The following is a 26312-nucleotide window of genomic DNA, read 5'->3' as shown; positions in this document are numbered from 1 at the left end:
TATCGCCTCATTTATGATTTCTCAAATACAACTTTACCTCGACAAATAGTTTTTTGCACATTTAATTTTTGATCAAGCAATACAAAATCTGCATCAAAACCTTCTTTGATTCGCCCCTTCTTAGACAACCTTAACTGCTCTGCGGCATTTGTAGAGGACATGGCGACTATTTCTTGCAGTGAACATTTTGTAACAGTCTTCATATTTTTTACTGCCTGTTCCATCGTTAAAATACTGCCAGCTAATGCACCATTTGCTAAATGAGCACCTTTTTCACTCACAGACACTGTTTGCCCGCCTAAATCATATTCGCCATACTGTAACCCTTTCGCGCGCATCGCATCCGTAATAAGAATAATGCCCTTTGCACCTTTCAAACGATAAGCCAACATGACTGATTGAGGATGACTATGCACAAAATCAACAATAAGTTCAACCTTAATCTTGTCATCTAGTAAAGCTCCACCGACTACACCAGGGTCACGATGATGAAAAGGCCGCATTTGATTGTATAAATGAGTGGCCTGATTTACTCCTAAAGCTACTGCTTTATGGACTTCATCAATTGAAGCGTCAGAGTGACCAATAGATGGAATGACCTGATAGTCTCTTAGTGCTTCAAGAAATGTAAAGCCACCCTCTATTTCTGGTGCTATCGTAATTTGTCTTATTTGATGGTTACTAATATTTTGCCAATGGGCAAATTGCTTAATCGTAGGACTAATCATGTAAGCTACTGGCTGAGCACCAGCGCGAATTTTCGAAACAAATGGACCTTCCACATGTATACCCAATACATTCGCTTCGCCTTCATGACGTTGGAATTCCGCTACATTCAATAAAGCGCTTTCAATTTTACCAACGGATTGTGTCATTGTCGTAGCAAGAAAACTTGTAACACCTTCTTGCACTAAAGAGCGAGCCATCGCATGTAAAGACTGTTGAGTAGCATCCATCGTATCATGGCCTGCTGATCCATGAATATGCATATCAATATAACCTGGGAGCAGAAACCAATCCTGATCTGTACCATCTATATAGTGAGCTGCCTCGATATTTAAGTTACAGCCTATTTGAGCAATTTCCCCGTCCTGAATAAAGAGATCACCCTCAAATGGTTTCCCCTCAGGATTAATCATTGTGACATGGGAGATTAATAGCGTATCCTTCAAAATTTCACCTCCAGCTAAATTTTTAAAGCTTCGATGAATTTTCACCATTTCTTATAAGGTATAGTTGTCTATACCAATTATATGCTCATTTTCCAAAAATAAAAAGCTATTTTTTCTATTTTCTAAATTTTTCATACATTATTTTGTCCTTTGAAATAGTTCCGTATATAAAAGCTAAGACACGTGAGAGGTTGATATATTCATTTGCACATAAAAAAGGAGCTTTTTTATAAGCTCCTTTTCAATCCTATGTATAGGACGAATCCCAATTGTGCCGTAATGCCAAGAAACATTCGTTTTGAACCCGCAATTTGCAGGGGGGTGCCTGCTTTGCAGCTTTAAACGTCCCGCTCCGCTAGGGGCATGTTTGCGACCACAAAATGAAGGCTCCCGATTCGATAGTGTTCGGTCAAAACTGTGAAGTAGAATTAGCAGGTAGACAAACACATCAGGATTCGTATTACAGTTATCATAGCACCACTTTTCTGATAATTCAAACGATTTTATCTAATAATCTATAATTTCTTGAGAAAACGCAAAAAATACCTAGATTCCCAACAATTTTTGCTAGGAAATCCAGGTATTTTGCATTATAAATTATTTTCTAAAAGGTTTAATTGCCAAGCTTAACTCGCTAAGTTGCTCAGAAGATACTTCACTTGGTGCCTCTGTCATTAAGCAGCTTGCACTTGCTGTTTTCGGGAAGGCAATTGTATCACGTAAATTGTGACGGCCTGCTAATAGCATCACAAAGCGATCAAGACCAAATGCAAGTCCAGCATGTGGTGGCACGCCATATTCAAATGCTTCTAATAAGAAACCAAATTGGGCTTGAGCTTCTTCTTCGGAGAAACCAAGTAATTCAAACATTTTTTCTTGTAGGTCACGTTCATAAATACGCAGTGAACCACCACCAAGCTCATAGCCGTTTAATACGATATCATATGCCTGTGCACGAACAGCTGCTGGATCTGTATCCATTAACGGAATATCCTCGTCAAACGGGCGTGTAAATGGATGGTGAGCTGCATAATAACGACCGTCCTCCTCGGAGTATTCAAATAATGGCCAGTCTGTAATCCATAGGAATGCAAATTGTGATTCGTCGATTAATTCTAAGTCTTGACCTAATTTCGTACGAAGTGCCCCTAAAGAAGCCGCTACAACGGATGCTTTATCAGCAACGAATACTAGAATATCGCCAACTTCTGCACCCATTCGTTCGATTAATGCTGCCGCTAACGCCTCATCGAAGAATTTTGCGATAGGGCCATTTAAGCCTTCCTCTGTTACCTTTAACCAAGCAAGACCTTTAGCTCCGTAAATACCCACAAACTTAGTTAGTTCATCCATGTCTTTACGAGAGTATTTGTCAGCTGCACCTTTAATATTGATACTTTTAACTTGTTTTCCTTGTGCCACTGTATCAGCGAACACTTTGAAACCACAGCCTTCAAAAACATCATTTAAAGCTACTAATTCTAATCCAAAGCGTACATCTGGTTTATCAGAACCATAACGATCCATTGCTTCTTGGTATTTCATACGTTGGAATGGTGCAGGAATATCAATCCCTTTTACTTCTTTCATGACTGCTTGGATTAATCGCTCGTTCATTTCTAAAACTTCTTCTTGTGTTAAGAAGCTTGTTTCAATGTCCACCTGTGTAAACTCAGGTTGACGGTCAGCACGTAAGTCCTCATCACGGAAGCAACGTGCAATTTGGAAATACTTCTCAAAGCCAGCAACCATTAATAATTGTTTAAATAGCTGAGGTGATTGTGGTAAAGCATAAAATTCACCTTCATGGACACGTGATGGTACTAAATAGTCACGAGCACCCTCTGGCGTTGATTTTGTTAAAATCGGAGTTTCAACCTCTAGGAAGCCTTCGTTTTGTAAGAAGTTACGGATTGTACGCGTAACGTCCGAACGCATTTTGAATGTATCGAACATAACTGGACGACGTAGGTCAAGATAACGGTATTTTAAACGAAGATCTTCTGATACGTCTGTGCGATCTTCAATTTGGAATGGTGTAGTTTTTGCTGTATTAATGACGACTAAATTCGTCGCCTCCACCTCGATTTTACCGTTTGGTACATTCGGGTTGATTTGGTCCTCTGTACGTAGGATGACTGTTCCTTCTATTTCAATTACATACTCACTACGCACTTTATCCGCCAATGCATGCGCTTCTGCAACGTCTGGACTAAAGACAACTTGTGTAATACCTGTACGGTCACGTAAATCAATGAAAATTAATCCACCTAGGTCACGACGACGCTGTACCCATCCTTTTAATACGACTTTTTCGCCTTGTAACGTTTCTGAAAGTTCGTTACTAGCATGTGTTCTTGTAGCCATTGTTAAATTCCTCCAAAATATACTCAATTTATGTAGCATTTAACGAGAAATGCCATATCTTTGTTTAGGATTGTTGCGATAAATAATTGACTAACTCTGAAAATGCAACCTTGTGCTGCTCACCAGATTCCATATGTTTTACGGCAGCTGCTTGCTCTTCAAGCTCTGTTTCACCAAGAACAATTGTATACTTGGCCCCTAGACGGTCGGCTGATTTCATTTGGGCTTTCATTTTACGATCTAAATAATCCATCTCTGTTGCAAGGCCCTTTGCACGGAAAGTACTAGTTAACTCTACCGCCTTTTGCTTTGCCTCATCGCCCATGGCAATAATATAAACGTCTAATCCTGAAGCCGTATCTAATTCAACACCTTCTGCTTCAAGCGCTAATAACAAACGTTCAATACTTAAAGCGAAACCAATACCAGGTACATCTGGACCGCCAATTTCTTGCACTAGACCATTGTATCGTCCACCACCACAAAGTGTTGTAATAGCTCCGAAGCCAGATGCCGTTGACATAATTTCGAATGTCGTATGGTTGTAATAATCCAGTCCTCTTACAAGGTTTGGATCAACCTCATACGTAATGCCAAGAGTATCTAAATATGATTTCACTTGAGCAAAATAAGCAGCCGATTCCTCTGTAAGGAACTCTGTTAATGCAGGAGCTGTTTTCATTAATGGGTGCTCACGATCCACCTTACAATCTAAAATACGCAATGGGTTCTTTTGTAAACGATTTTGGCAATCTGAGCAAAATTCATGAATATGTGGCTCAAAATGTTGTAATAAAGCTGTACGGTGCGTATCACGTGTTTCTTTATCACCTAGTGAATTGATCACTAATTTTAAATCCTGTAAGCCCGCTGATTCATAGACATCCATTGCAAGCGCAATGACTTCTGCATCAATTGCAGGATCTGCTGAGCCAATTGCCTCTACACCAAATTGAACAAATTGGCGATAACGACCAGCTTGTTGACGCTCATAGCGGAACATCGGTCCTAAATAAGACAGCTTAACAGGTTGATCTGGAGCGCCAAACATTTTATGTTCCACATACGCACGTACAACACCAGCTGTATTTTCAGGACGTAGTGTTAGTGAACGACCTCCACGATCCTCAAATGTATACATTTCTTTTTGAACAACATCCGTTGTTTCCCCTACACCACGTGCAAATAAATCAGTCTGCTCGAAAATCGGTGTGCGAATTTCGTTGTAGCGATAAACGCGACAAATATCACGAATAATTGCTTCAACCTTCTGCCATTTTTCAGATTGACCTGGCAAAATATCTTGTGTCCCTCTTGGCACTTTAAAACTCATGTAATTCCCTCCTATATTGATTGCCTATGATTGAGCCATTTTCATCGAGACTAGGCGGGTTCTACTTATGTTGAGCGAGGCTCCATCTGACCCTCCTCCAACGTAAGTGGCGGACATTCTCATATTAAGTAAACTGCCTCATTACTAGCATTCCATGTTTTTAGACAACACAAAAAGCTCCCGTCACCTTGCCTATGCAAGGGACGAGAGCTGTATAAGCTTCCGCGGTTCCACCCTAGTTGACACAAATTTTTACATGTGTCCTCCTCGTAATCGGATAACGGCCGATTCCGTTTTTTCCTACTAAGCACTGCTTTTCAGAAAAAAGCCTCTCAAGTGTTATTCACGTTATACATTTTTGTAGGAAAGATTGCAGCCTAAGTCTTTCCTTCTCTGTTCCAATAGAGGTACACGCTACTTGCTTGGTCATAAGCGATTAATCATTTTTCGATTACCCTTTATGTTAGTCACTAGCTAACCCAATGTCAACTATTTTTGTATTTTTCATAAGACAGTAACGAAAATAACAAATTCCATTACCTTTTTACCACGAATTTTTATACAAAAGCATGGTAAAATAGCACAAGGAATAGGAGGAATCTGATGAGGACAAAAATTTTACATAGTATTATCATCTTCGTACTAATAGTAACAATTGCGATTCCAAATAAGAACTTTATTCAAAATGCTTCCGCTGATACGAGTGATCTAAAAGTATCAGGCACGATTCTTCATTTACGTGAGGGTCCTGGATTGTCTTATCCAATTATTACGACTTTAGATGAAGGTGATCCTTTAACATCGATCGCTCGTGAAGGTGATTGGATACAGGTAAAAGCAGGTAGCTATGAAGGCTGGGTAGCATCCTGGCTAACTACCTCTACAAGCACTCAAAAAACCATTGATAAAACTGTTATTTCACAGGTTGACCGTTTAAATATTCGCACTGATCCAGATATTTCTTCAGCTGTTCTTGGACAGCTTTCTACGGGCAACCAAGCAAACCTCCTGGAGGAAAATAATGAATGGGCAAAAATTGATTGGAATGGACTATCCGGTTGGGTTTCTAAGGATTATGTGACGATTAATGACAGTCCTAAAAAAGAAAAAGAGCCAAAAGAGGATTCTGTAGAAGTATCTACAACCACTACACCTATTAATAAAGATACAACCTTTACTATATTGGTGGATGCACTGAATGTTCGTAAAAAACCTGATTTGAATGCAAAAAAAATTGGCACAGTGACAAAGGGACAGGCTTACAAGGTCCTTGCACATGAGCACAATTGGGTACAAATTCAGTATAATGATAAAAAAGCTGGATGGGTTTATAGTTTTTACGGCACTTTTTCAAATAAAGTAAAGAGCACATCTAAATCGTCCTCTTCAAAAGATTTAGAATCCGTTACTATTATTTATAATGGGACAAACTTACGAACTGATGCGTCAACTGCTGCTGAAGTTGTGGAGCGAGTAGACGCTGGTAAAACCTACCCTATTGTCGGCGTAAAAAATGATTTTTACGAAATTCAATTAGACAAAGAAACAGCGTTTGTTGCGAATTGGGTTGTTACAACGAGCTCCAATAAAACTTCTATCCCACAAAAGGATCAACAAGAGCCTCGTAAAAAGGGAACATTAAATGGATTAACCATTGTTGTAGATGCTGGGCATGGAGGCAATGACCATGGAACAACAGGTCAACGTGGAACAGAAGAAAAAGGGATTACTTTGAAAACAGCTACTCTCCTTGCTTCTAAGCTAAGTGCAGCGGGTGCCAATGTTGTTATGACAAGAGAGTCTGACGAGTATGTGGCATTGCGGAAGCGTGTCTCGATTGCCCATCAGTATGAGGCAGACGCTTTTATTAGTCTTCATTATGATGCTACCGATGATAGCTCTATTAACGGCTTCACATCCTATTATATGAATAGTAATCAAAAAGGGCTTGCAGAGGCAATACATGATGGACTTTCGAGTAAAATTGATTTGAGAGATCGTGGAACCCAACAAGGCAACTATTTAGTACTACGTGAGAATCGACAAAGAGCCGTGCTTATTGAGCTGGGTTACTTAAGTAATGCTAGTGAAGAGCGTGCCATCACCACGGCTAAATTCCGTGAACAGGCTACTCTTGGTATTTATCAAGGCATCTTAAATTACTTTAATGCGAATGAAGAATAATACAAAAAAGCTGTGGAATGATCATCATTTTCCACAGCTTTTTTCATGTTTTAAGAAATACCTAATGCTACTGCAGCTATTAATGCTACACATGCAATCAATGCCCAGCCAAGAATCATCTTCCAAATGAATTTAATCCACTTTTCATATGGAATACCTGCTACGGCTAAATAAGCCATTAATGCAGATGAAGTAGGAATAATGGAGTTTGTTAATGAATCTCCATACTGGAATGCTAAGACTGCTACTTGTCGTTCTAATCCTAATAAATCAGTAATCGGAATCATAATTGGCATAGTTGCTGCCGCCTGTCCACTACCAGATGAAATAAATAAATTTAACAGGGCTTGAATAAACAGCATACCGATTGCACTAATAGCATGCGGTAAATGTCCGATTGTCTCTGATGCTGCATAAACAATCGTATCTATGATTTTCCCTTGCTCTAAAACGACTGTAATAGCACGGGCAAAACCTACGATGAGAGCACCGAATGTTACAGCCTTTGCCCCATCAATAAAGGAGTCGAAAATAGTGCCAGGTTTTAAACCGCCAATTAGGCCAGCAATTAAGCCCATAATTAAAAATGAAGCCGTTAATTGTGTTAAAAACCAATCCCAATTAAAAACACCATAAATATTAAATCCAATGCCACATGCCATTACAATAAAGACTAGCTTATGTTTTCCTGTTAATGAAGGAATATCAATCGCAGATACATTGGATTTAGCCTGTTGTTCAATCTCATAAATCACACTTGCCTGCGGGTTCTTTTTCACCTTAAAAGCATAGCGAGACACATAGAAGATAGCAAAACTTAATACAAAAATATAGACAACTGCACGGAAACCAATCCCCGAGAATAAAGGTACATCTGCTAATGATTGCGCAACGCCAACCGTAAAGGGATTTAGCATTCCCCCAAAAAATCCACTGGCTGCTCCTAGTGTAATCATGGCAGTTCCTGTTACTGCATCAAAGCCCATAGCACGAGCGATTGCTACACCAATTGGTACGAAAATAATCGTTTCTTCCGCCATCCCCATTGTAAAACCACCAACAGAGAATAGAATCATAGAAAGTGGAATTAAGAGCTTTTCTCTACCCTCTAATGCTTTTACACCTTTATAAACACCAGCTTCGATAGCACCTGTCGAACGAATAATGCCAAATACACCACTAACTAAGAAAATATAGAAGATAATTTGAGCACCTTTTTCAAGGCCCATCGGTACTGCTGTAAACATTTCAAAAATGGAAACTGGATTACTGTCAATATGATGATAGCTACCATCCACAACGAGCATACGTCCTTCTGGATCTTCTACTCGGTCAAACTCACCTGCTGGAATAATATAGCTTGCAATACCTGCTAGAAAAATAATAGCAAAAATAATCGTATATGTATGAGGTACTTTCAGCCAACTCTTCTTTTTTACACGCTGTTCATTTTCCAAAATATCACCAACCTATTGATAGATTTTGACACTAGCAAACTCTATCAAAGCCCCCTTTCTGCTTTGTCGCTATATGTCGTTAATTGAAAATAAATATACATTAGTTCAAATTTATTGTAAAGTATTAATTTTCTATTATTTCAGATTTCCCATTTTGTCGTTGCCTTATAAAGCTTTCTAGGACGGCCTTGATGATAAGGGTGCTCCTCCCCTGCCAACGTAAAATAGTTCTGTTCAATTAAACGATTAATAATGCGCTCAGCAGATCTACGTGACAGATTCATATAGTCTGCTAATTCAGCAGCGGAAAAGGGGCGATTATTCGTTACCAACATGAATTGCTTCATAACGTTAATATTTTTAGCACTCATTTTCACTTTTTCAGCAATCTCTAAAATATGTCTATTATTGCTACTTAAGGCTACTTTATTATTATTTTCAAATAATGGTCCATGTAATCGATTCTGTTCATCCACCAAGCACATTATCGTAGAAGTCTCGCTATATTTGGTTGTAAAAAACAAAGCCTGTGATGAATGGGCCTCCGCCTCATGTAAAGAATAGCCATAGCCAACACCCACTCTGAAAATAGTGCCAAATTGTTGTTCATATTGTTCTTTTAGCGAGCGTAAATAAGAAGGTTCAAGCTTTTCAATTACCCCTCTTGTTGAAATAATTAAATAAGGCTCCTGCTGTGCTGGCATGACCTTTGCATGCAAACGAGCGCTTAATGTTTCTAACTTACTTTGAAATACTGGATGAAGGTGTAATAAATTTTCTTGGCAATGAATAGAGACAACGGCAATTTGCGAGGACGCCAATAATTTATGATGATACGCATCTAGGGCTCTAGTAACCGCCGCTGTAAACGTTTGTTTGCTTTCGACCATATACTTCGCAGGTATCCCTAATTGTTCAAGTTCTATAAAAACAGCATGAAGGCTAGTTAGAGCTAATTTAGTCTTTCCAGACTCGTATAACTCCTTATGATATTGAACATAATCAGCCATATTTAAATTTGCTATTTTTTCAGGTTTTTCATGGACCAATGCATAATCTTTTACATGTACATCAGTAGATGCAATTCCTGCCTCCTTCATCACTTGATAAAAGCTACTCATTTTAGGCAAATCTATCGATAATTCGCTCAATTCTACTCGTTCATGATGGTGTAGGGATAATAGCGAAAGGGCTAAAGTCAATTCATCAAAAGGAAGATATGTCGCTTGTATAGATGATGCCTTTATTTTTTCATAGCAATAGTAATAGGGAATGGAGCCAGCAAATAATACAATATCCGATTGAGATGCAGCTTCTTCAATAAAATCCACACACTGTTCAGGATGCGTATATGGAAAATGAATAAATTGTACGTGAGGAAATACTGCGAAATGCTCCTTTATATTATTCCAAAAAAACAAAGAACCTAAAATCGCTACTGTTTGCATAATTTTCAACCTCTCTAATAAATCAAATATTCTAATAATTAAGCTCATTCATTATAACGTAAATATATAAAAAAAGAACCTTCCATCATCGAAGGTTCACACATACTCATTTTTTGGTTGTTTCCAATGTAACCCACACAATTTCCTCCAACTGTATGAAGAATGGTGTACGACTAATCTCTAAAATAATATGGTCAGGTAATATTGATAATAAAATACCTTGTTGAATATTTTTTTCTGTTTGCACTACAATAGCCTGACCAACCATCATTTTAAGAGTTTCGTATAAATATGGATTGGATATACTTCCTATCTGCGCCATGTTCTTGACACTCCCTCCTATAAAACTAACCATACTCTTTAGTATATGAAGGAATGATAGGAAATGTACCATTTATTTTGACTCTAGAAGTATTGTTACTGGTCCATCATTAATAAGTGCAACATCCATCATTGCACCAAAAATGCCTGTCTCCACATGCAAACTGTGTTCCCGTAATGCTTGATTAAAAGCTTCCCACAGCGGCTCTGCTACTTCTGGTCTGGCAGCACTTGTGAAACTTGGACGATTCCCTTTTTTTGCATCCCCATATAACGTAAATTGCGAGACGGATAAAATAGCGCCACCATGCTCTAAAATAGAATGATTCATTTTTCCATCAGCATCTTCCCAAAGGCGTAAATTGGCTACTTTTTTCGCTAAGTATTCAACATCTTCCTGCGTATCTTCATGTGTAATACCAACTAGAAGAACATAGCCACTATCGATGGCTCCTGTGACAGTTCCGTCAACTGTTACAGAAGCTGTTTTACTACGCTGTAATACTACCTTCATACGTCCATAACCCCAATTCTAACTATTGCTTAATTGATAACGCGTTGCACCGAATAAATATCAGGTGTTTGTTTAATTCGCTCCACAACCTTATGCAAATGCGAAATATTTGAAATAGAGATTGTTAAATGAATTGTGGCCATTTTTTCACGATCAGCACGGCCACTTACCGCTAAAATATTTGTTTTAGTTTCACTAACAATTTGCATAATCTCATTTAAAATACCAGGTCGATCAAAAGCAGAAACCTCAATATCCACTGGGTATTCCTTTTTCTCAGGGATGACACCATGCTCCCACTCGACTTCAATTAAACGCTCCTGCTCATCCTCAATTTGAATATTAGGACAGTCTGCACGATGCACGGATACACCACGACCTTTTGTAATAAAGCCAACAATGTCATCTCCTGGAACAGGCGTACAGCAGCGCGAAAGTCGAATGAGCATATTATCAATGCCCTTCACAATGACACCTGATTCCGTACGTTTTTGTGGGATCGGATTTTTCATTTTTTGTTCGATTTTTTCTAAGGCTTCTTCCTGTTCACGCTCTTTTCGGCGTTTTTCAGCTAAGCGATTCACAACCTGTTGTGCCGTTATTCCGCTCACACCAACAGCTGCATATAAGTCCTCTTCATTCGTATAATTAAACTTATCGCATACTCGTTTTAGATTTTCAGCTGACATTGTTTCCTTTAAATCGAAATCCTGTGCACGGATTTCCTTTTCAATCATCTCTTTACCTTTGACAATATTTTCCTCGCGTAAATGACGTTTGAAAAATTGCTTTATTTTATTTTTTGCCTGTGAGGATTGTGCTATTTTCAGCCAATCTCGACTTGGTCCAAAGGATTGCTTAGATGTTAAAATTTCAATGATGTCGCCCGTTTTCAACGGTGTATCAAGCGGCACCATTTTGCCATTAATTTTCGCCCCTATTGTACGATTTCCGACCTCAGAATGGACACGATAGGCGAAATCGATTGGTACTGAACCAGCAGGTAATTCAATGACATCACCTTCAGGAGTAAAGACGTACACCATATCAGAAAACAGATCAAATTTTAAGGATTCCATAAACTCTTCCGCGTTGGAAGACTCATTTTGGAATTCTAATATTTCACGGAACCATGTTAATTTTTGGTCGACATTTTGCTTTTGATGGTCAACCTTCCTACCCTCTTTATACGCCCAGTGTGCCGCAATCCCGTACTCAGCAATCTTATGCATTTCCTTTGTACGAATCTGTACCTCTAATGGATCCCCATACGGGCCAATAACGGTTGTGTGTAAAGATTGATATAGATTTTGTTTTGGCATAGCAATATAATCTTTAAAACGACCTGGCATTGGCTTCCACAACGTATGCACAATCCCTAATACGGCATAGCAATCTTTAATACTATCGACCAATACACGAATGGCTAACAAATCATAAATTTCATTAAACTGTTTCTTTTGTAGCACCATTTTTCGATAAATACTGTAAATATGCTTTGGACGTCCATATACATCTGCATCAATTTCCACTTCATTCAGCTGTGATTTCATTTCAGCCATCACATTGTCTAAATATGCCTCACGCTCATCTCGCTTTTTCTTCATCAAACTGACAATACGATAATATTGCTGTGGGTTTAAATAGCGAAGTGCTGTATCTTCAAGCTCCCATTTGACAGTCGATATTCCAAGACGATGTGCAAGCGGTGCAAAAATTTCTAATGTTTCTTTCGAAATACGTCTCTGCTTTTCGGCAGGCAAATGCTTTAGCGTACGCATATTGTGAAGACGGTCTGCTAGCTTTATTAAAATGACACGGATGTCCTGCGCCATGGCTACAAACATTTTTCGATGATTTTCTGCTTGCTGCGCCTCTTTAGATAAATATTTAATTTTCCCTAATTTTGTAACTCCGTCCACGAGTACTGCTACTTCTTCGCCAAATTCCCGTACCAAATCATCCCGCGTAAAATCTGTATCTTCGACAACATCATGTAAAAAACCTGCCGCTACAGTTTCTGGGTCCATTTGTAATTCAGCTAGAATACCCGCTACTTGTACTGGGTGAATAATATACGGTTCACCAGAGCTACGGAATTGCTCAATATGGGCATCCCTTGCTAATTCATATGCTTTTTTCACGAATGCGACATTTTCATCATTCATGTAGGATTTGACTAACTCAAAAACGTCCTCAGGAGTCAAAATTTGCTCTTTCGCCATAACATGTCCACCTTGCTCGTCAAATTTTTCAGATTAGATATAAACTTAATTGTATAAAATTTTGTAGCCCATTGTAAAGAGACTGTGTCATTTAGTTTAGTTAATCTCGTGAACAGCAGTAAAATTGGAAAAAATATTCTTCTTTTTAATAAAAAAGACCCTCTGCGACGTTATGTCACAAAGAGTCTTTGTTTCGACAAGAGAATTAGTGTAATTGATTGAAAGCTACAGCAATTTTCGCGCCCACTACTGCATTGTTTTTCACTAATGCAATGTTGGCATCAAGGCTTTTACCTTCTGTTAATTCTTTTACTTTACCTAGTAAGAATGGTGTCACGTTTTTACCTTGAATACCATTTTCTTCAGCTTCAGCTAAAGCTTTTTCAATTATATTCGTAATAAACGCATGCTCTAAAGCTTCAGCTTCAGGGATTGGGTTAGCAATAACAGCTCCACCTTTTAAACCTAATGCCCATTTCGCACTTAGCATTTCTGCAATTTCTTGTGGTGTATCAAGTTGGAAGTTTACATCAAATCCACTTTGACGTGTGTAGAATGCAGGTAATTCATCCGTACCATAACCAACTACAGGTACACCTTTTGTTTCAAGATATTCTAATGTAAGGCCGATATCTAAAATAGATTTTGCACCCGCACAAATGACAGCAACATTTGTTTGTGCTAATTCTTCTAAGTCAGCAGAAACATCCATTGTCGTTTCAGCACCACGGTGAACACCACCAATACCACCTGTTACAAAGATTTCAATGCCTGCTAGCTCTGCACAGATCATTGTAGCTGCAACTGTTGTAGCTCCAAGTTTTTTTGTAGCAAGTAAGTAGCCTAGGTCACGGCGTGAAGCTTTAGCAACACCTTGTGCATTACCGAACATTTCAAGCTCTTCATCTGATAAACCAATTTTAATTTTCCCATCAATTAATGCAATTGTTGCAGGTACGGCACCATTATCGCGAATAATTTGCTCAACTTCACGAGCAGTTTGTACGTTTTGTGGGTATGGCATCCCGTGTGAAATAATCGTTGATTCTAAAGCCACGATTGGTAAGCCCTTTGCTTGTCCTGCTTTTACTTCTTCTGATAATACGATAAATTCTTTCATGTTGTTATTCCTCCATTTCACTTTTTAACAAATCTACAGATAATTCAGGTCTCACTGTATAGGGAGATGCTAAGGTATTTTTTGCATTGGTTAACCCTGCATCAAGACATGCCGCAAAGGATTGTCCTGTCAGCCAGCCGTGAATAACAGCACTAACAAAGGCATCTCCAGCACCTGTCACATCTTCAATCTTATCAATTACTTTGGCAGCAAAATGACAAGGCGCAATTGTTGTTGAAGCCGCATATACGCCCTTACTGCCAGCTGTGATAATTACATGCTCAGCACCTAATTGTAGGAGCTGTTCTAATGCTTTTTCATAATGACTCACGTTTTCAATTGTATGTCCTACAATTGTTTCTGCTTCATCCGTGTTACAAATAAACCATGTTACGCCTTGTAATGTTTCAGGTAGTCGATTCATTTTAGGCGAGGATACTGGCACAATGACCAGTGGGATATCGCGAGCAATAGCTACTTGCTGGATATAAGCCACTGTTTCTTTCGGACAATTTAAGTCCAAAATAAAGCAGCCAGCGTTCACAAGCATCGTTTCATGCTTTTTTAACAAGTTAGGCAATAATAAGTCATATACTTCCATATTGGCTACAGCTAGTGCTAGCTCGCCTTGCTCATCCATAATGGCCGTATAAGAACCAGTTGAAGCTTCTGGTAACTGCTCCACATATCGTAGATTCATAAACGATTCTGAAGCATCTTGGATTACTTGCCAATCCGCATCTTTACCAGCTGTTGTGAGCAATGTCACTTGATGGTTTAATCGGCCTAAATTTTCAGCAATATTTCGACCGACACCACCTACACTAAAGGAAGAACTAGCAGGGTTAGATGTTCCAAATTGAACATTGCCCTTCACATGGAATTTTCGGTCTAAGTTAGCTCCACCGATACAAATAATTTCATTTGCCTCGGGTAAAATATAAGCTCGACCTACTATTTTTCCTTCCTTCGTTAAACTAGACACTAAATTAGCAAGTACGGGACGAGATAAATTCATGGCATCCGCCATCTCTTGCTGAGACATAAACGGATTTTGGCGAATTAAAGCAAGCACCGCCTGTTCTCTTTCATTCATAGCATCACCTTTTATTATATTTGTTTACATTATAAACTTTTGTTTGAGTTTTGTCAAAAAAAAGTTGAACCTATCATACAGAGGTTCAACTTTTCATGTTTAGTTCGTTTGTGCTTGCTGAGAAGTTTGTTTTTTGACTATGATAACGAATAGGCTCGCCAATGCACAAAAAGCCCCTGCAAGAAAAAAAGCCCATGTATAGGAATTGAAAAATTTATAAATCAACCCACCACCATATGCAGCGACTGCCGCTCCCGCTTGATGAGAGGCAAAAATCCATCCGTAAATAATACTACTCTTTTGTACGCCAAAAGTTTGTCGGGCAATACTAATCGTAGGTGGCACTGTTGCAATCCAATCAAGGCCATAAAAGATAGTAAAAATAGTTAATAATACAAAGGAGCCCTGTGCCAAAGCATATGGGAGTAAAAGGAGGGAAGCTCCTCTTAATAGATAATACCAAAATAATAACCAACGATTATCAAAGCGATCTGATAGCCAACCAGATGCAGTAGTACCTAGTAAATTAAACACACCCATAAAAGAAAGGAGCGATGCAGCGGTTACTAATGGAATACCAAAGCTAATGCAATAAGAGACAAAATGAGTACCGATTAAACCACTCGTGGAAAGACCGCAAATGAAAAAGCTCCCTGCTAACAGCCAAAATGTTTTGACTTTAACCGCTTCTAATAAGCCATTGAAGGCCATACTAATTGGATTTTTCTTGAGCTGCACATCGGGATTTTCAAATAGCTCATCCTGTCCATAAGGTGTTAAGCCCAAATCCTGCGGTTTGTTTTTGATAAAAATAGCAATCATGATTAACATCACTATACTCAAAAGTAGAATAAAGCCGATTGCCCATCTCCATGAATAGTGGTCAATGATAATAGCAAGCACTGGCAATAAAATAAGCTGACCCGTGGCTGTACTAGCCGTTAAAATCCCTACTGCCAACCCTCTTCTTTTGACGAACCAATGATTGGCTACATAAGGACTGAGCACCGTTAAAAAGAGGCTTGCACCGAGACCAATAATTCCACCCCAAATAATGATTAATTGCCATGATTGATTCATAAAAAATGTTAAAGACATGCCTAACACTAATGTCGACATAGCACTTATCATCATTTTTTTTAAACCTATCACTTCAAGCAAAGCCGCCATAAATGGTCCAGAGATGCCATATAAAAATAAGCTGACGGCAAATGCTAGCCCAATCGTCGACCGATCCCATTGAAACTCCCTTTCTAAAGGATCAATAAACACACCCGATGATGACATCGTAATTCCAGCAACAATAATGGAGAAAAACGTGACCACTAAAATAAACCAACTGTAATGAATCCGCTTCATTATTCCACCTACTTTTCTTGTCAGAGTCACTCTAAAAGCATGTATATACATGTTTTAGAGTATATTCGTCCATTTATATGTATATACATGTATAATGATAGTAACCATTCCATTAGATAGCTGTCAATAAGTATTTTTTCGCGTTTAGGTGTATACTTAAAATTAGTAGAATCCCCTCAAAGGAGTACTGACCATGAAAAATCAACAGAATACTATCGATTACACACAAATATGTGTTTGTGCGAACCTTCGAAAAAAAACAAGGGTCGTGACGCAGTTATATGATAAATTACTTCAGCCTACCGGTTTAAAAGTGACTCAATATTCTATGCTGGCACACATCGACCTTCAACAAGCTGTTTCCATTAGTCGTTTAGGTGAAATTTTATTGCTCGACCAAACGACCGTGACACGTAATATCAATCTATTAAAGCAATATGGCTACGTCGAGTTAAAGCGTGATCCACAGGACGCTCGCACTAAAAATATAATGCTCACTGAAAAAGGGTTAGAAAAGCTGCATGAGGCTGCACCCATTTGGCAAACGATTCAAGATCAAATCATTGATGATATTGGTGTTGAAAAATATGCTGATTTCTATGATACTTTGCGAACAATGCAAAAGATCATTCAGTCCTACGATGAACAATAAAAAAGCGCCCATGTGATGGCGCTTTTTTCTATGCTCTTAATATTGAATAAGAGTTTTAATATTTAAGTCGCCCAGCTTGTCACGACCATTTAATTCTAAAAGTTCAATTAAGAAGGCACAACCTACTACTTGACCACCTAATTGTTCCACTAGACGAACAGTGGCTTCTACCGTACCGCCTGTTGCTAGTAAATCATCACAGATTAGTACCTTTTGACCAGGCTTAATCGCATCATTATGCATAGTTAATGTATCTTTGCCATATTCAAGACCATAGTCTGCACTAATAACCTCACGTGGTAATTTACCCGGTTTGCGAACTGGTGCAAAGCCGATTTCAAGGGCATAGGCAACTGGGCATCCAATAATAAAACCACGTGCTTCAGGACCCACTACAATTTCTGCGCCTAGTTCTTTTGCATATTCTACAATTTGATCTGTTGCATATTTGTATGCTGGTCCATGATCCATAATTGTAGTAATATCTCTGAATGTAATACCCTCTTTCGGCCAGTTTTCAACCGTTGTAACGTATTGCTTTAAATCCATTTTATTGCTCCTCCTACGAAACGTTTTCGTCTAGTCATGTATTCGTTCATCAAACCATTGTTTTAATTCTATATAAGGAGCATAAACAAGCATTTGCTCCATTTCAATCTGTTCTGAACGTTGTTTGTACGACGGTGCCTCGGTCAATGCTTGTTTTGGAGCATCTACGTTGACAGTCGTCAGTCCACTCTCCATTTTAACAAAATCAAGCTCAAAAAACACCTGTGTCATAAATTTTAATGTTTCTAATGGCCATCCAGTATGCTTAGCTATGTCTGCTACATGCATATCAAGTGGAAATGCTGGTCGATTTTTCAAGAATTTATAATACCATGCAAATTGCTCACGGGTAGGTAAAACATTAAAGTATTGTGAATCTGGCATATAAAAATGTGCATAGATGCGTGAAGAGGCCGTCTTCTGTAAAACCTCTTCTAGCTTTTGAATGTTTTCAGGCAAATCTAAAAGGACAATATATTCACTTTGTCCGATGTTTGAAAGAGTAGGATCAACGACTATTATAGGAACATCAATTAACGATTGATAATAGGTCATTGTTGTTGGACGGAAGGCAATAAATGTCGCCTCTTCCTTTGGCACTGTATTGAGCCAGCGAGCCGTTTGACGAATACCACGAATATCAAAAAGCTGCCATTCAGTGGTTTGAACATCTTCAATCATAAATTGAGCTTTTTTACGACCCTGCCACTCGTTAATTTGCAAATCACCAATAAAGGACACTTTTATGCCATACGTTAATTCATCATGTAAATGGCCCTTATGGAAACCAACACTATCTAATTTGTCATAGCCATTCGTTAATTCCATTTTTATATGGTTCTCAGCTGCTCCAATTTTTCGCATCGAAGATATTTCAACATCCTCAAGCACATAAACTGGCTTCGGAAAATCGGTACCAAACGGGCCAAGTGTTGATATTTCTTCAATAGCATCTGCAGAAATTTCATCTAGGCTTAGAGGAATATCAATATGGACCACAGGTGTTAACTGCTCTTCTGTTAAACATGCTCTTGCCTGTGTATCCAAGCGTGACCGTAGTTCATCCACATGCTCAATTGATAAAGTCATCCCCGCTGCCATCGGATGCCCCCCAAAATGAGGTAAAATATCACGGTTTTTGGCCAATTCATTATATAAATGGAAGCCTTCAATGCTTCGTGCAGAGCCTTTTGCTGTACCTTTATCAGGGTCAAGTGAAAGGACAATCGTCGGACGATAATATTGTTCAACAAGACGTGAAGCAACGATTCCTACAACCCCTGCATTCCAGCCTTCTCCTGCTACAACAAGGACTAAAGAATCGCTAATTTTCTCATCTGCTTCAATTAGGGCAATGGCTTCATCCGTTATACTTTTGACAATATCCTTACGCTCGGTATTGCAGGCATTTAGCTGTTTGGCCAATGCTGTTGCCTTTGCGCTATCCTCTGCCATTAATAATTCGACACCTGGCGATGCATCACCGAGACGACCTACTGCATTAAAGCGTGGACCAAAATAAAAGCCAATCGTTTCCTCATTAATTTTCGCTTGCTCCGTACTCGCAATATCACACATGGCTTGTACCCATGGACTAAGAGAACGACGCATTTCCTCTATCCCTCGTTTAACGAGATAACGATTTTCATCCACCAATGGCACCAAATCAGCCACCGTGCCAATCGCAACATATTCTAATAAATGAGTTGGTAGTTCTCCGTATAGAGCATGTGCAAGCTTAAAAGCTACACCTACGCCAGCAAGCTCTCCAAAAGGATAATGCCCTTCTGGTAAACGTGGGTGTAAAATGATATCTGCTGGTGGTAATTCCTCCCCTGGCTCATGGTGATCGGTCACAATGACATCCAGCCCAAGCTCCTTCGCTACACGAATAGGTTCAATCCCTGAAATCCCATTATCCACAGTGATAATTAACTGCACACCCTCCTCATACGCTTCCCGGAAAAGAGCCTCATGTGGCCCATAACCATGAATAAAACGATTCGGTATTTTAAACGATACATCAGCACCAAGATCTAATAGAACATTTAGCATGACCGTCGTGCTTGTCACACCATCGGCATCATAATCGCCATAGACTAAAATTTTCTCTCCATTATCAAGAGCTTGCTCAATGCGTGCCACTGCTTCCGTCATACCGTGCATGAGAAAAGGTTCATGGACATTGGCTTCTGTCATATTTAATAAGCTTTCTGCATCAGCTGTTGTTTCACAGCCTCGCGCTGCTAATATTTTTGCTGCAATCGCAGAAAGTTGTAAGTCATTTTGTAATGCTTGTACAAGTTTTACGTCTGGGCGCTCCACTTGCCATCTTTTTTTCGATAGAATCATTTTCTCACTTCCTTACGAAAGCTATTATACCGAAATTCTACACGATACGCACTATCCGTAAGATTGATAGTTTTATCCAAGTAAGGCTATGTCTCTGCTTCGGCATGCTATCCACTACACAGCAAAAAAGCCCACTCTAGTAAAGAGTAGACTTTTCGTAAATGCCTTTTGAAGCGGCTATTAATGCTTCTATTGCTGCCATCCTGCCTTCATGTAAGGCTGTCACAACGGCACTTCCAACGATGACCCCATCTCCCAACATCCCCATACTTTTCACTTGCTCTGGCGTTGAAATGCCAAATCCTGCTAGTACTGGGATTGGACTTACCTGACGCAAGCTTGCAAAATGTTGTTCTAAATTAGTAGCAAAATTGGACCGTTCCCCCGTAATTCCATTGACAGTGACTGCGTAAACAAATCCTTGGCTTGCAGCAGCAATACGAGCAATTCGTTCAGGAGGACTTGTTAATGATACAAGCTGGATGACATCAATGCTATGTGGATTTAAGGCTTCTCGTAAAATCCCGCTTTCCTCTAATGGCACATCGGGTACGATTATTCCTTTGACTCCTCCAGCTACACAAGCTTGAGCAAAAGCCTCTAAGCCATATGCTAATACTGGATTAAAATAAGTCATGATAACTAATGGGACAGTTATTTCTTCTTTAAATGAAGCGAGAGTTTGTAATACTTTCTTCAACGTTACACCCGCCGCTAATGCACGTTCTCCAGCCCGTTCAATTGTTGGACCATCTGCAACAGGGTCCGTAAAGGGAATGCCTACCTCAATAGCTGTTACACCCAGCTGCTGTAGCTTTATAATCGTTGGCTTGATTGTTTCTAATCCCCCATCGCCTGCCATCATATACGGTATAAAAGCCTTATGTCCTGCAGTCGTTGTCTGGTCAATCGCCTGTTGTAAAGTCGTCATTTCAGATCCCCTCCTAGTGCCGCACGAACCGTGTGTACATCTTTATCCCCTCGGCCAGATAAGCACACCACAATAATGCTGTCACTCGGCATAGTTTTAGCAAGCTTCGCTGTATAAGCAATAGCGTGGGAACTTTCCAGTGCGGGAAGTATGCCCTCTGTTCGACTTAATAATTGTAAGCCTTCTAATGCTTCAGCATCTGTGATAGAGTCAAATTGCGCTCGACCCATCTCATGTAAATAACAATGTTCCGGCCCTTTTCCTGGATAGTCTAATCCTGCTGAAATAGAGTGCGCTTCTTGAACAAAGCCATTTTCATCTTGTAATAAATACATGTATGCACCATGTAATACACCCAATTGTCCACCTGCAATGGCTGCAGCATGCCGCCCCGTTTCAAGACCACTTCCCGCTGCCTCTACACCATATAAGGCAACTGATTCATCGTCAACGAATGGATGAAACATGCCAATTGCATTACTACCGCCACCAATACAAGCTACAACTGCATCTGGTAAACGACCTTCCTTTTGCAAAATTTGTGCCCTTGTTTCTACCCCGATAATTCGCTGAAAGTCCCGAACAATTTTTGGAAATGGATGTGGGCCTAACGCAGAGCCTAAAATATAATGCGTATCCTCTACATTTGTCACCCAGTAGCGCAAAGCAGCATTTACAGCATCCTTTAAAGTTTTTGACCCGCTTTCCACAGACTGAACCTTCGTGCCAAGTAGCTCCATACGGAAAACATTTAACTGCTGACGTTTGATATCTTCTTCGCCCATAAAAACTACACATTCAAGATTTAATAAGGCGCAAGCGGTAGCCGTTGCTACTCCATGTTGCCCTGCTCCTGTCTCCGCAACAATTTTCTTTTTCCCCATTCGTTTGGCAAGAAGGGCCTGGCCGATCGCGTTATTGATTTTATGGGCACCTGTATGATTTAAGTCTTCACGCTTTAAATAGATTTTCGCTCCACCAAGCTTCTTTGTTAAATTTTCTGCTAAATAAAGCGGGGTTTCACGTCCCACATAGTCCTTTAAATAATAGGATAGCTCCTCTGTAAACGCTGCATCTTTTATTGCTTCCTCATAGGCAGTCTCTAATTCTAGCAAGGCTGTCATTAATGTTTCGGGTACAAACCGCCCACCAAATTGGCCGAACCGCCCATCCTTTGTTGGTACACTATTGGCTATCGAAATTGTCATTATCTATGCCCCCTCTTTGCCATTTGTAAAAATGTCCGTATTTTTTTATGATCCTTTATGCCATCTGTTTCTACACCACTGGATACATCCACCATGTGAGGGTCTACATCTGTAATGGCTCCTTCAATATTTTCCGCCTTCAATCCACCAGCTAGTATTAACCTTTCCCGTGGAATTCCCACTTCATCGAGTAAAGTCCAGTCAAAAGTTTGACCACTTCCACCTTTAAAATCAGTCCCAGGGGCATCGAATAAATAATAGTCCACCTGATAATCAGCAGCGGCTTGCACGTCCACTTTTGTCCGTATAGATAATGCTTTTATAGCCGGATAACCTTGTTCTGCAATGAAAGCTGCTGTTTCCTCTCCATGGTATTGCACGTAATCTAAAGGCACTCGCTCAACCGCTTCCTGTAATTCAGCAGGAGTTGGATTGACAAAGACACCAATTTTCAAAACACCTTGTGGCACTTGCTTTGCTAACAGCTGTGCTTCTTCAATAGATACACGGCGTTTACTTGGTGCAAAAACAAAGCCCACAGCATCTGCACCCGCATGAATTGCTGTTTGGATATGTTCTACTTCTTGTAATCCACAAATTTTAACTTTTGTCATACTGAAGTCTCCTCGGTTTGAACTTGTAAACGTCTGAGTGCTAGCCCTACATCTTCGCTCCGCATTAATGCTTCTCCAACAAGAACGCCACTAGCGCCCATAGCCGCCACTTGTTTTGCATCGTCTTGCGACCAAATACCACTTTCACTAATTAATAGATGTTCCTCATCAAACGGAAAGGCTTCTGCAATCTCCTTTGTTCGCTGTAAATTGACCTCAAAAGTACGTAAATCTCGATTATTAACGCCAATCAATTTTGCATCGACTGCAAGGGCCCGTTTGAGCTCCTCACTATCATGTACTTCCACTAAAACCTCTAAGCCTAAGCTCGTTGCATAGCTATATAAATCACGTAAAGCTTCATCCGTCAATGCTGCCACGATCAATAAAATAATTGATGCACCAGCAGCCTTCGCAAATCGAATTTGCACTCGATCCACCATAAAATCTTTACAAAGAAGTGGCTTATCCACTGCACGAGCAACTGCAGCTAAATCTTCAAAGGAACCTTTAAAAAATTCCTTGTCCGTTAATACAGAAATAGCTGCTGCCCCTGCCTGAGCATACACTTTTGCTTGGGCAACCGGGTCAGCACCACCAGCAATTAACCCTTTGGAAGGCGAAGCACGTTTCATTTCAGCAATCACTTGCAATGTGTTTGCTTGCCGTAATGATTGGAATAACGAAGGGCGTTGCTGTTCTGAAAAATTTGCTAAAGGATCAGGCTGCTCTAATAATGCTCCTACCTCTATCCTCTTTTGCTGAAGTATTTTTTGAAGAATATTCATTGTCCAACCTCCACTCCTTTTAATTGATCACTATAAGCTACAACCGTTGCTAATTTTTGTAGGGCTCGCCCACTACTAATACTGTCTTTCGCCATAGCCACACCCTCTTTAATCGTTTCTGCCTGACCATGACCGAATAATCCGATACCGGCATTTAACAATACCGTATCTAAGTAGGCACTCTGCTCCCCAGCCAATAAATTTTTCATAATTACCGCATTTTCATCAGCATTGCCACCGCGAATGGCCTCTAATGGTGCCGAGCGAAGCCCGACATCCTCTGCGCTCAATGAGAATGGAATCAAATCTCCTTTATCTAGTAAAACCAATGTATTTTGCCCTGCTAAGGAAGCCTCATCTAGCCCTTGAGGACCTGATACTACAATGGCACGCTCTCGTCCTAGCATTTGTAGAACAGAAGCATACTCCATGACAAAATGGGGACGATTAATGCCTGTAAATTGTGTTGAAAGGGTTACAGGATTTGTTAAAGGGCCCACTAGATTAAAGATGGTTGGTCGACCCAGTGAACGTCGCACCTCCCCAATCCTTCTTAGTTTAGGATGGACATTCGGTGCATATAAAAAAGCAATGCCCTCTTTCTCCAATAGCTCTACAGTTTGTGGAATTGTCATATCTGTATGAATGCCTAATGCCTCTAAAACGTCCGAGCTGCCAGAGGAAGACGAAATTTTACGATTTCCATGCTTGGCGATTTCAACACCAGCTCCTGCTAGCACGAAAGCAGAGGCAGTGCTGATATTAAAAGTATGAAGACCATCACCACCAGTACCGCAATTATCCATATAATCCCCCTCTTTTACGGGGACATGGCGGGCAAATGACCGCATAGTTGTTGCTAATGCCGCTACTTCATGAGCCGTCTCCCCCTTTATAGATAGGGCTGTTAAAAAGCTTGCGATTTCATCTTTAGGGGTGTCATCCTGAAATATCCATTGCGCCACCTCCAGCATTTCTTCATACAATAAATGCTCCCCTTGCAACACTTTCCGCTGTAAATGTTTCATTCGTTTTGCCCTCCATTATTCGCCAATAACTGTAAATATGCTCGTTCTTCCTCTTCCACCTGCTGTAAAACACTTAATACGTCCGTATATTTTGTAACCGCAATGGTCGATTGCCTATGCATAATTGTCTGTTGCACCACAATGGATTGCCCAGCTAAAGCAAAATCCAACTGCCCATTAAAACCAATGAAGCCGAGAGCTCCGCCAAAAATACCCGCAGGTTGATGCCATTTTTCTAAGTAATGGGTTGCCTGTTCCTTAGGTATCCCTGTAGTTGAATGTGGTGGTAGCATTGCTGCTAATACATCAAGGGCGTGAAGCATCGGCAACAGACGTCCCTCTATTCTAGAAGTCATGTGTAAAGCTTGCTTCGATCTCTCAATACGCATAGCATCAATTACCTGAATGGAATCTCGAAAACAAACAGACTGTAGCTCTTGCTGCACTGCGCTCACAAGGACGGCATGTGATTTTCTAATCTCTAGATGATTGAATAGTTTTCGTTCATTTTCTAAGTCGTCGCTTTTTGTTCCTCCCCGTGGGTATGTTCCCTCTGTTGGGGTTGCAATTACTCGATCTCCTGTTACTCGTATTAGACTGTCAGGAGAAGTTCCAAAAACTACATAATCTTCAAATTCTACATAATACATATAAGCTGCTGGCTTTTTTTTACGGAGCTGTCTATATAACGAAAAAGCGTCTCCTTGAAACTTTGCCATATAGCGCTTCGGTAATACGACTCTTGTCATTTCCCCTTGTAAATTACGTTGAATATTTTGTAGAGCTTTTGTAAATTGATCTTGTGTAGAAGTATCAAGCGTTTGATACTTGTAAGTTGCTTCTTCACTTGCATGCCCCTGTAACAACTGTTGGGCTAAATCCTCCAAGTCAGGCTCTTGTTTTTCCACATCTATATTTGTATGAATCAGTGTCACTTCATCCGTTACATGGTCAAACATAATGATTGTTTCATAGACATGAAAATGAACATCAGGGAGATCCTTTGCATCGGTTGGCAGCATCGATGTTCCTCCATGACCTATATAACCAACGGCACCACCAGAGAACGGAAATTCAGTCGTATTGGAAATGCGTGGCATGAGTCTTTTCAGTAGAGCAAAGAGCTCACCTTTATGGACATAGGTTTTTCCTGTTCGGTAGGAATACTCCTGAATTTCTTGCCCGACACCTTTATATGTTTTTCTTGGATTCGCACCAATAAAGGAAAACCTTTCCGCACCCTCATGCTGGGCTGAACTTTCCAGCATAAATTTATGCTTACCTTGTAAACGTCTAAAAATTAAAATCGGTGTTAAAGAATCGCCATTGATGGTTTTCATTTTTGTTCTTGAACTCGTGGTTTGCATAGCTTTCAATCTCCTTTTTCAAAGATTCCTTTAGCTAATGTCTAGACGAATGAAGAAAAATTGCACTGTTGAATGAAAATAAAAAAATCCCCTGCAAAAAGGATTATTCCTAATTGCAGAGGACGATCATGACCGCGTTGCCACCTCATATTAGAGCATACTGCTCTCACTTTAATGCTTGCTCCTGCTACGTCCATAGCTAATCATTTAGATAGCTATGCCCATAT

21 protein-coding genes, 1 other RNA gene and 2 other annotated features (1 of these 24 running past the window's edge) are annotated in these 26312 nt (G+C 39.9%); of the genes, 2 read left to right on the top strand and 20 right to left on the bottom strand.

Annotation, left to right across the window (positions count from 1 at the left end):
* Positions 1-11: 11 nt before the first annotated feature.
* The 4 genes from nagA to hisS form a co-directional block, all read right to left on the bottom strand.
* Positions 12-1220, bottom strand: a complete 1209-nt coding sequence (nagA, locus tag KVT27_RS13695; RefSeq protein ID WP_217581471.1) for an N-acetylglucosamine-6-phosphate deacetylase — start codon at positions 1218-1220, stop codon at positions 12-14.
* 210 nt (positions 1221-1430) lie between these two features.
* Positions 1431-1630: non-coding RNA, 6S RNA (gene ssrS, locus KVT27_RS13690), on the bottom strand.
* A 139-nt stretch (positions 1631-1769) separates the two neighbouring features.
* Positions 1770-3539 (bottom strand): aspartate--tRNA ligase, encoded by a 1770-nt coding sequence (gene aspS / locus KVT27_RS13685; RefSeq protein WP_036119141.1) that lies wholly within the window; start codon positions 3537-3539, stop codon positions 1770-1772.
* Between the two features lie 64 nt (positions 3540-3603).
* Positions 3604-4872 (bottom strand): histidine--tRNA ligase, encoded by a 1269-nt coding sequence (hisS, locus tag KVT27_RS13680; protein ID WP_036119144.1) that lies wholly within the window; start codon positions 4870-4872, stop codon positions 3604-3606.
* Positions 4873-5068: 196 nt separating this feature from the next.
* Positions 5069-5311, bottom strand: a binding site (T-box leader).
* A 164-nt stretch (positions 5312-5475) separates the two neighbouring features.
* Here hisS and KVT27_RS13675 point away from each other — a divergent pair.
* Positions 5476-7056 (top strand): N-acetylmuramoyl-L-alanine amidase family protein, encoded by a 1581-nt coding sequence (locus tag KVT27_RS13675; RefSeq protein ID WP_036119147.1) that lies wholly within the window; start codon positions 5476-5478, stop codon positions 7054-7056.
* A 50-nt stretch (positions 7057-7106) separates the two neighbouring features.
* Here KVT27_RS13675 and KVT27_RS13670 read toward each other — a convergent pair whose 3' ends face one another.
* From KVT27_RS13670 to KVT27_RS13635, 8 genes are all read right to left on the bottom strand, one after another.
* Positions 7107-8513 carry a YfcC family protein gene (locus KVT27_RS13670; RefSeq protein WP_036119149.1) on the bottom strand — a complete coding sequence of 469 codons (1407 nt, stop codon included), beginning with the start codon at positions 8511-8513 and terminating at the stop codon, positions 7107-7109.
* A gap of 140 nt (positions 8514-8653) precedes the next feature.
* Positions 8654-10009, bottom strand: a complete 1356-nt coding sequence (locus KVT27_RS13665) for a MarR family transcriptional regulator (protein ID WP_036119151.1) — start codon at positions 10007-10009, stop codon at positions 8654-8656.
* 58 nt (positions 10010-10067) lie between these two features.
* A complete protein-coding gene (locus KVT27_RS13660) occupies positions 10068-10283 on the bottom strand; it encodes a DUF2642 domain-containing protein (RefSeq protein ID WP_036119154.1) in 216 nt (71 codons plus the stop codon).
* A gap of 72 nt (positions 10284-10355) precedes the next feature.
* Positions 10356-10796 carry a D-aminoacyl-tRNA deacylase gene (dtd, locus tag KVT27_RS13655; RefSeq protein ID WP_036119157.1) on the bottom strand — a complete coding sequence of 147 codons (441 nt, stop codon included), beginning with the start codon at positions 10794-10796 and terminating at the stop codon, positions 10356-10358.
* Positions 10797-10825: 29 nt separating this feature from the next.
* Entirely contained in the window at positions 10826-13021 is a 2196-nt protein-coding gene (locus tag KVT27_RS13650) for a RelA/SpoT family protein (protein WP_036119160.1), read from the bottom strand.
* A gap of 205 nt (positions 13022-13226) precedes the next feature.
* The gene (locus KVT27_RS13645; RefSeq protein WP_025114648.1) at positions 13227-14141 is read right to left on the bottom strand and encodes a pseudouridine-5'-phosphate glycosidase; all 915 of its coding nucleotides are present in this window, start codon (positions 14139-14141) and stop codon (positions 13227-13229) included.
* Between the two features lie 4 nt (positions 14142-14145).
* On the bottom strand, positions 14146-15237 hold the full coding sequence (locus tag KVT27_RS13640; RefSeq protein ID WP_036119164.1) for a carbohydrate kinase: 1092 nt from the start codon (positions 15235-15237) through the stop codon (positions 14146-14148).
* A gap of 99 nt (positions 15238-15336) precedes the next feature.
* Complete coding sequence (locus tag KVT27_RS13635; RefSeq protein WP_217581470.1) at positions 15337-16596, bottom strand: MFS transporter; 1260 nt, start codon at positions 16594-16596, stop codon at positions 15337-15339.
* Between the two features lie 193 nt (positions 16597-16789).
* Between KVT27_RS13635 and KVT27_RS13630 the strand changes: the two genes are divergently transcribed.
* Entirely contained in the window at positions 16790-17248 is a 459-nt protein-coding gene (locus tag KVT27_RS13630) for a MarR family winged helix-turn-helix transcriptional regulator (protein WP_036149222.1), read from the top strand.
* A 36-nt stretch (positions 17249-17284) separates the two neighbouring features.
* On the opposite strand, the gene KVT27_RS13625 is transcribed toward KVT27_RS13630, so the two are convergent.
* From KVT27_RS13625 to KVT27_RS13590, 8 genes are all read right to left on the bottom strand, one after another.
* A complete protein-coding gene (locus KVT27_RS13625) occupies positions 17285-17797 on the bottom strand; it encodes an adenine phosphoribosyltransferase (RefSeq protein ID WP_008181098.1) in 513 nt (170 codons plus the stop codon).
* Between the two features lie 30 nt (positions 17798-17827).
* Positions 17828-20149, bottom strand: coding sequence for a single-stranded-DNA-specific exonuclease RecJ (gene recJ / locus KVT27_RS13620; protein ID WP_217581469.1), 2322 nt, complete (start codon positions 20147-20149; stop codon positions 17828-17830).
* Between the two features lie 136 nt (positions 20150-20285).
* Positions 20286-21080: a tryptophan synthase subunit alpha gene (trpA, locus tag KVT27_RS13615; RefSeq protein ID WP_150907089.1), complete on the bottom strand. Its 795-nt coding sequence runs from the start codon at positions 21078-21080 to the stop codon at positions 20286-20288.
* Positions 21077-22288, bottom strand: coding sequence for a tryptophan synthase subunit beta (gene trpB / locus KVT27_RS13610; protein WP_036119179.1), 1212 nt, complete (start codon positions 22286-22288; stop codon positions 21077-21079). The genes trpA and trpB overlap by 4 nt, the downstream gene beginning before the upstream one ends.
* The gene (locus KVT27_RS13605; protein ID WP_217581468.1) at positions 22288-22902 is read right to left on the bottom strand and encodes a phosphoribosylanthranilate isomerase; all 615 of its coding nucleotides are present in this window, start codon (positions 22900-22902) and stop codon (positions 22288-22290) included. Before KVT27_RS13605 ends, trpB begins: the two co-directional genes overlap by 1 nt.
* On the bottom strand, positions 22899-23690 hold the full coding sequence (trpC, locus tag KVT27_RS13600) for an indole-3-glycerol phosphate synthase TrpC (RefSeq protein WP_217581467.1): 792 nt from the start codon (positions 23688-23690) through the stop codon (positions 22899-22901). Before trpC ends, KVT27_RS13605 begins: the two co-directional genes overlap by 4 nt.
* The gene (gene trpD, locus KVT27_RS13595; RefSeq protein WP_036119189.1) at positions 23687-24718 is read right to left on the bottom strand and encodes an anthranilate phosphoribosyltransferase; all 1032 of its coding nucleotides are present in this window, start codon (positions 24716-24718) and stop codon (positions 23687-23689) included. The genes trpC and trpD overlap by 4 nt, the downstream gene beginning before the upstream one ends.
* Positions 24715-26085, bottom strand: coding sequence for a chorismate-binding protein (locus KVT27_RS13590; RefSeq protein WP_217581466.1), 1371 nt, complete (start codon positions 26083-26085; stop codon positions 24715-24717). The genes trpD and KVT27_RS13590 overlap by 4 nt, the downstream gene beginning before the upstream one ends.
* A 115-nt stretch (positions 26086-26200) precedes the next feature.
* Positions 26201-26312: a binding site (T-box leader), on the bottom strand (it continues 155 nt past the right edge of the window).

It is taken from the genome of Lysinibacillus sp. GbtcB16, assembly GCF_019091145.1.
Classification (GTDB): Bacteria; Bacillota; Bacilli; order Bacillales_A; family Planococcaceae; genus Lysinibacillus; species Lysinibacillus fusiformis.
This window is presented reverse-complemented; position numbering and strand designations above follow the sequence as displayed.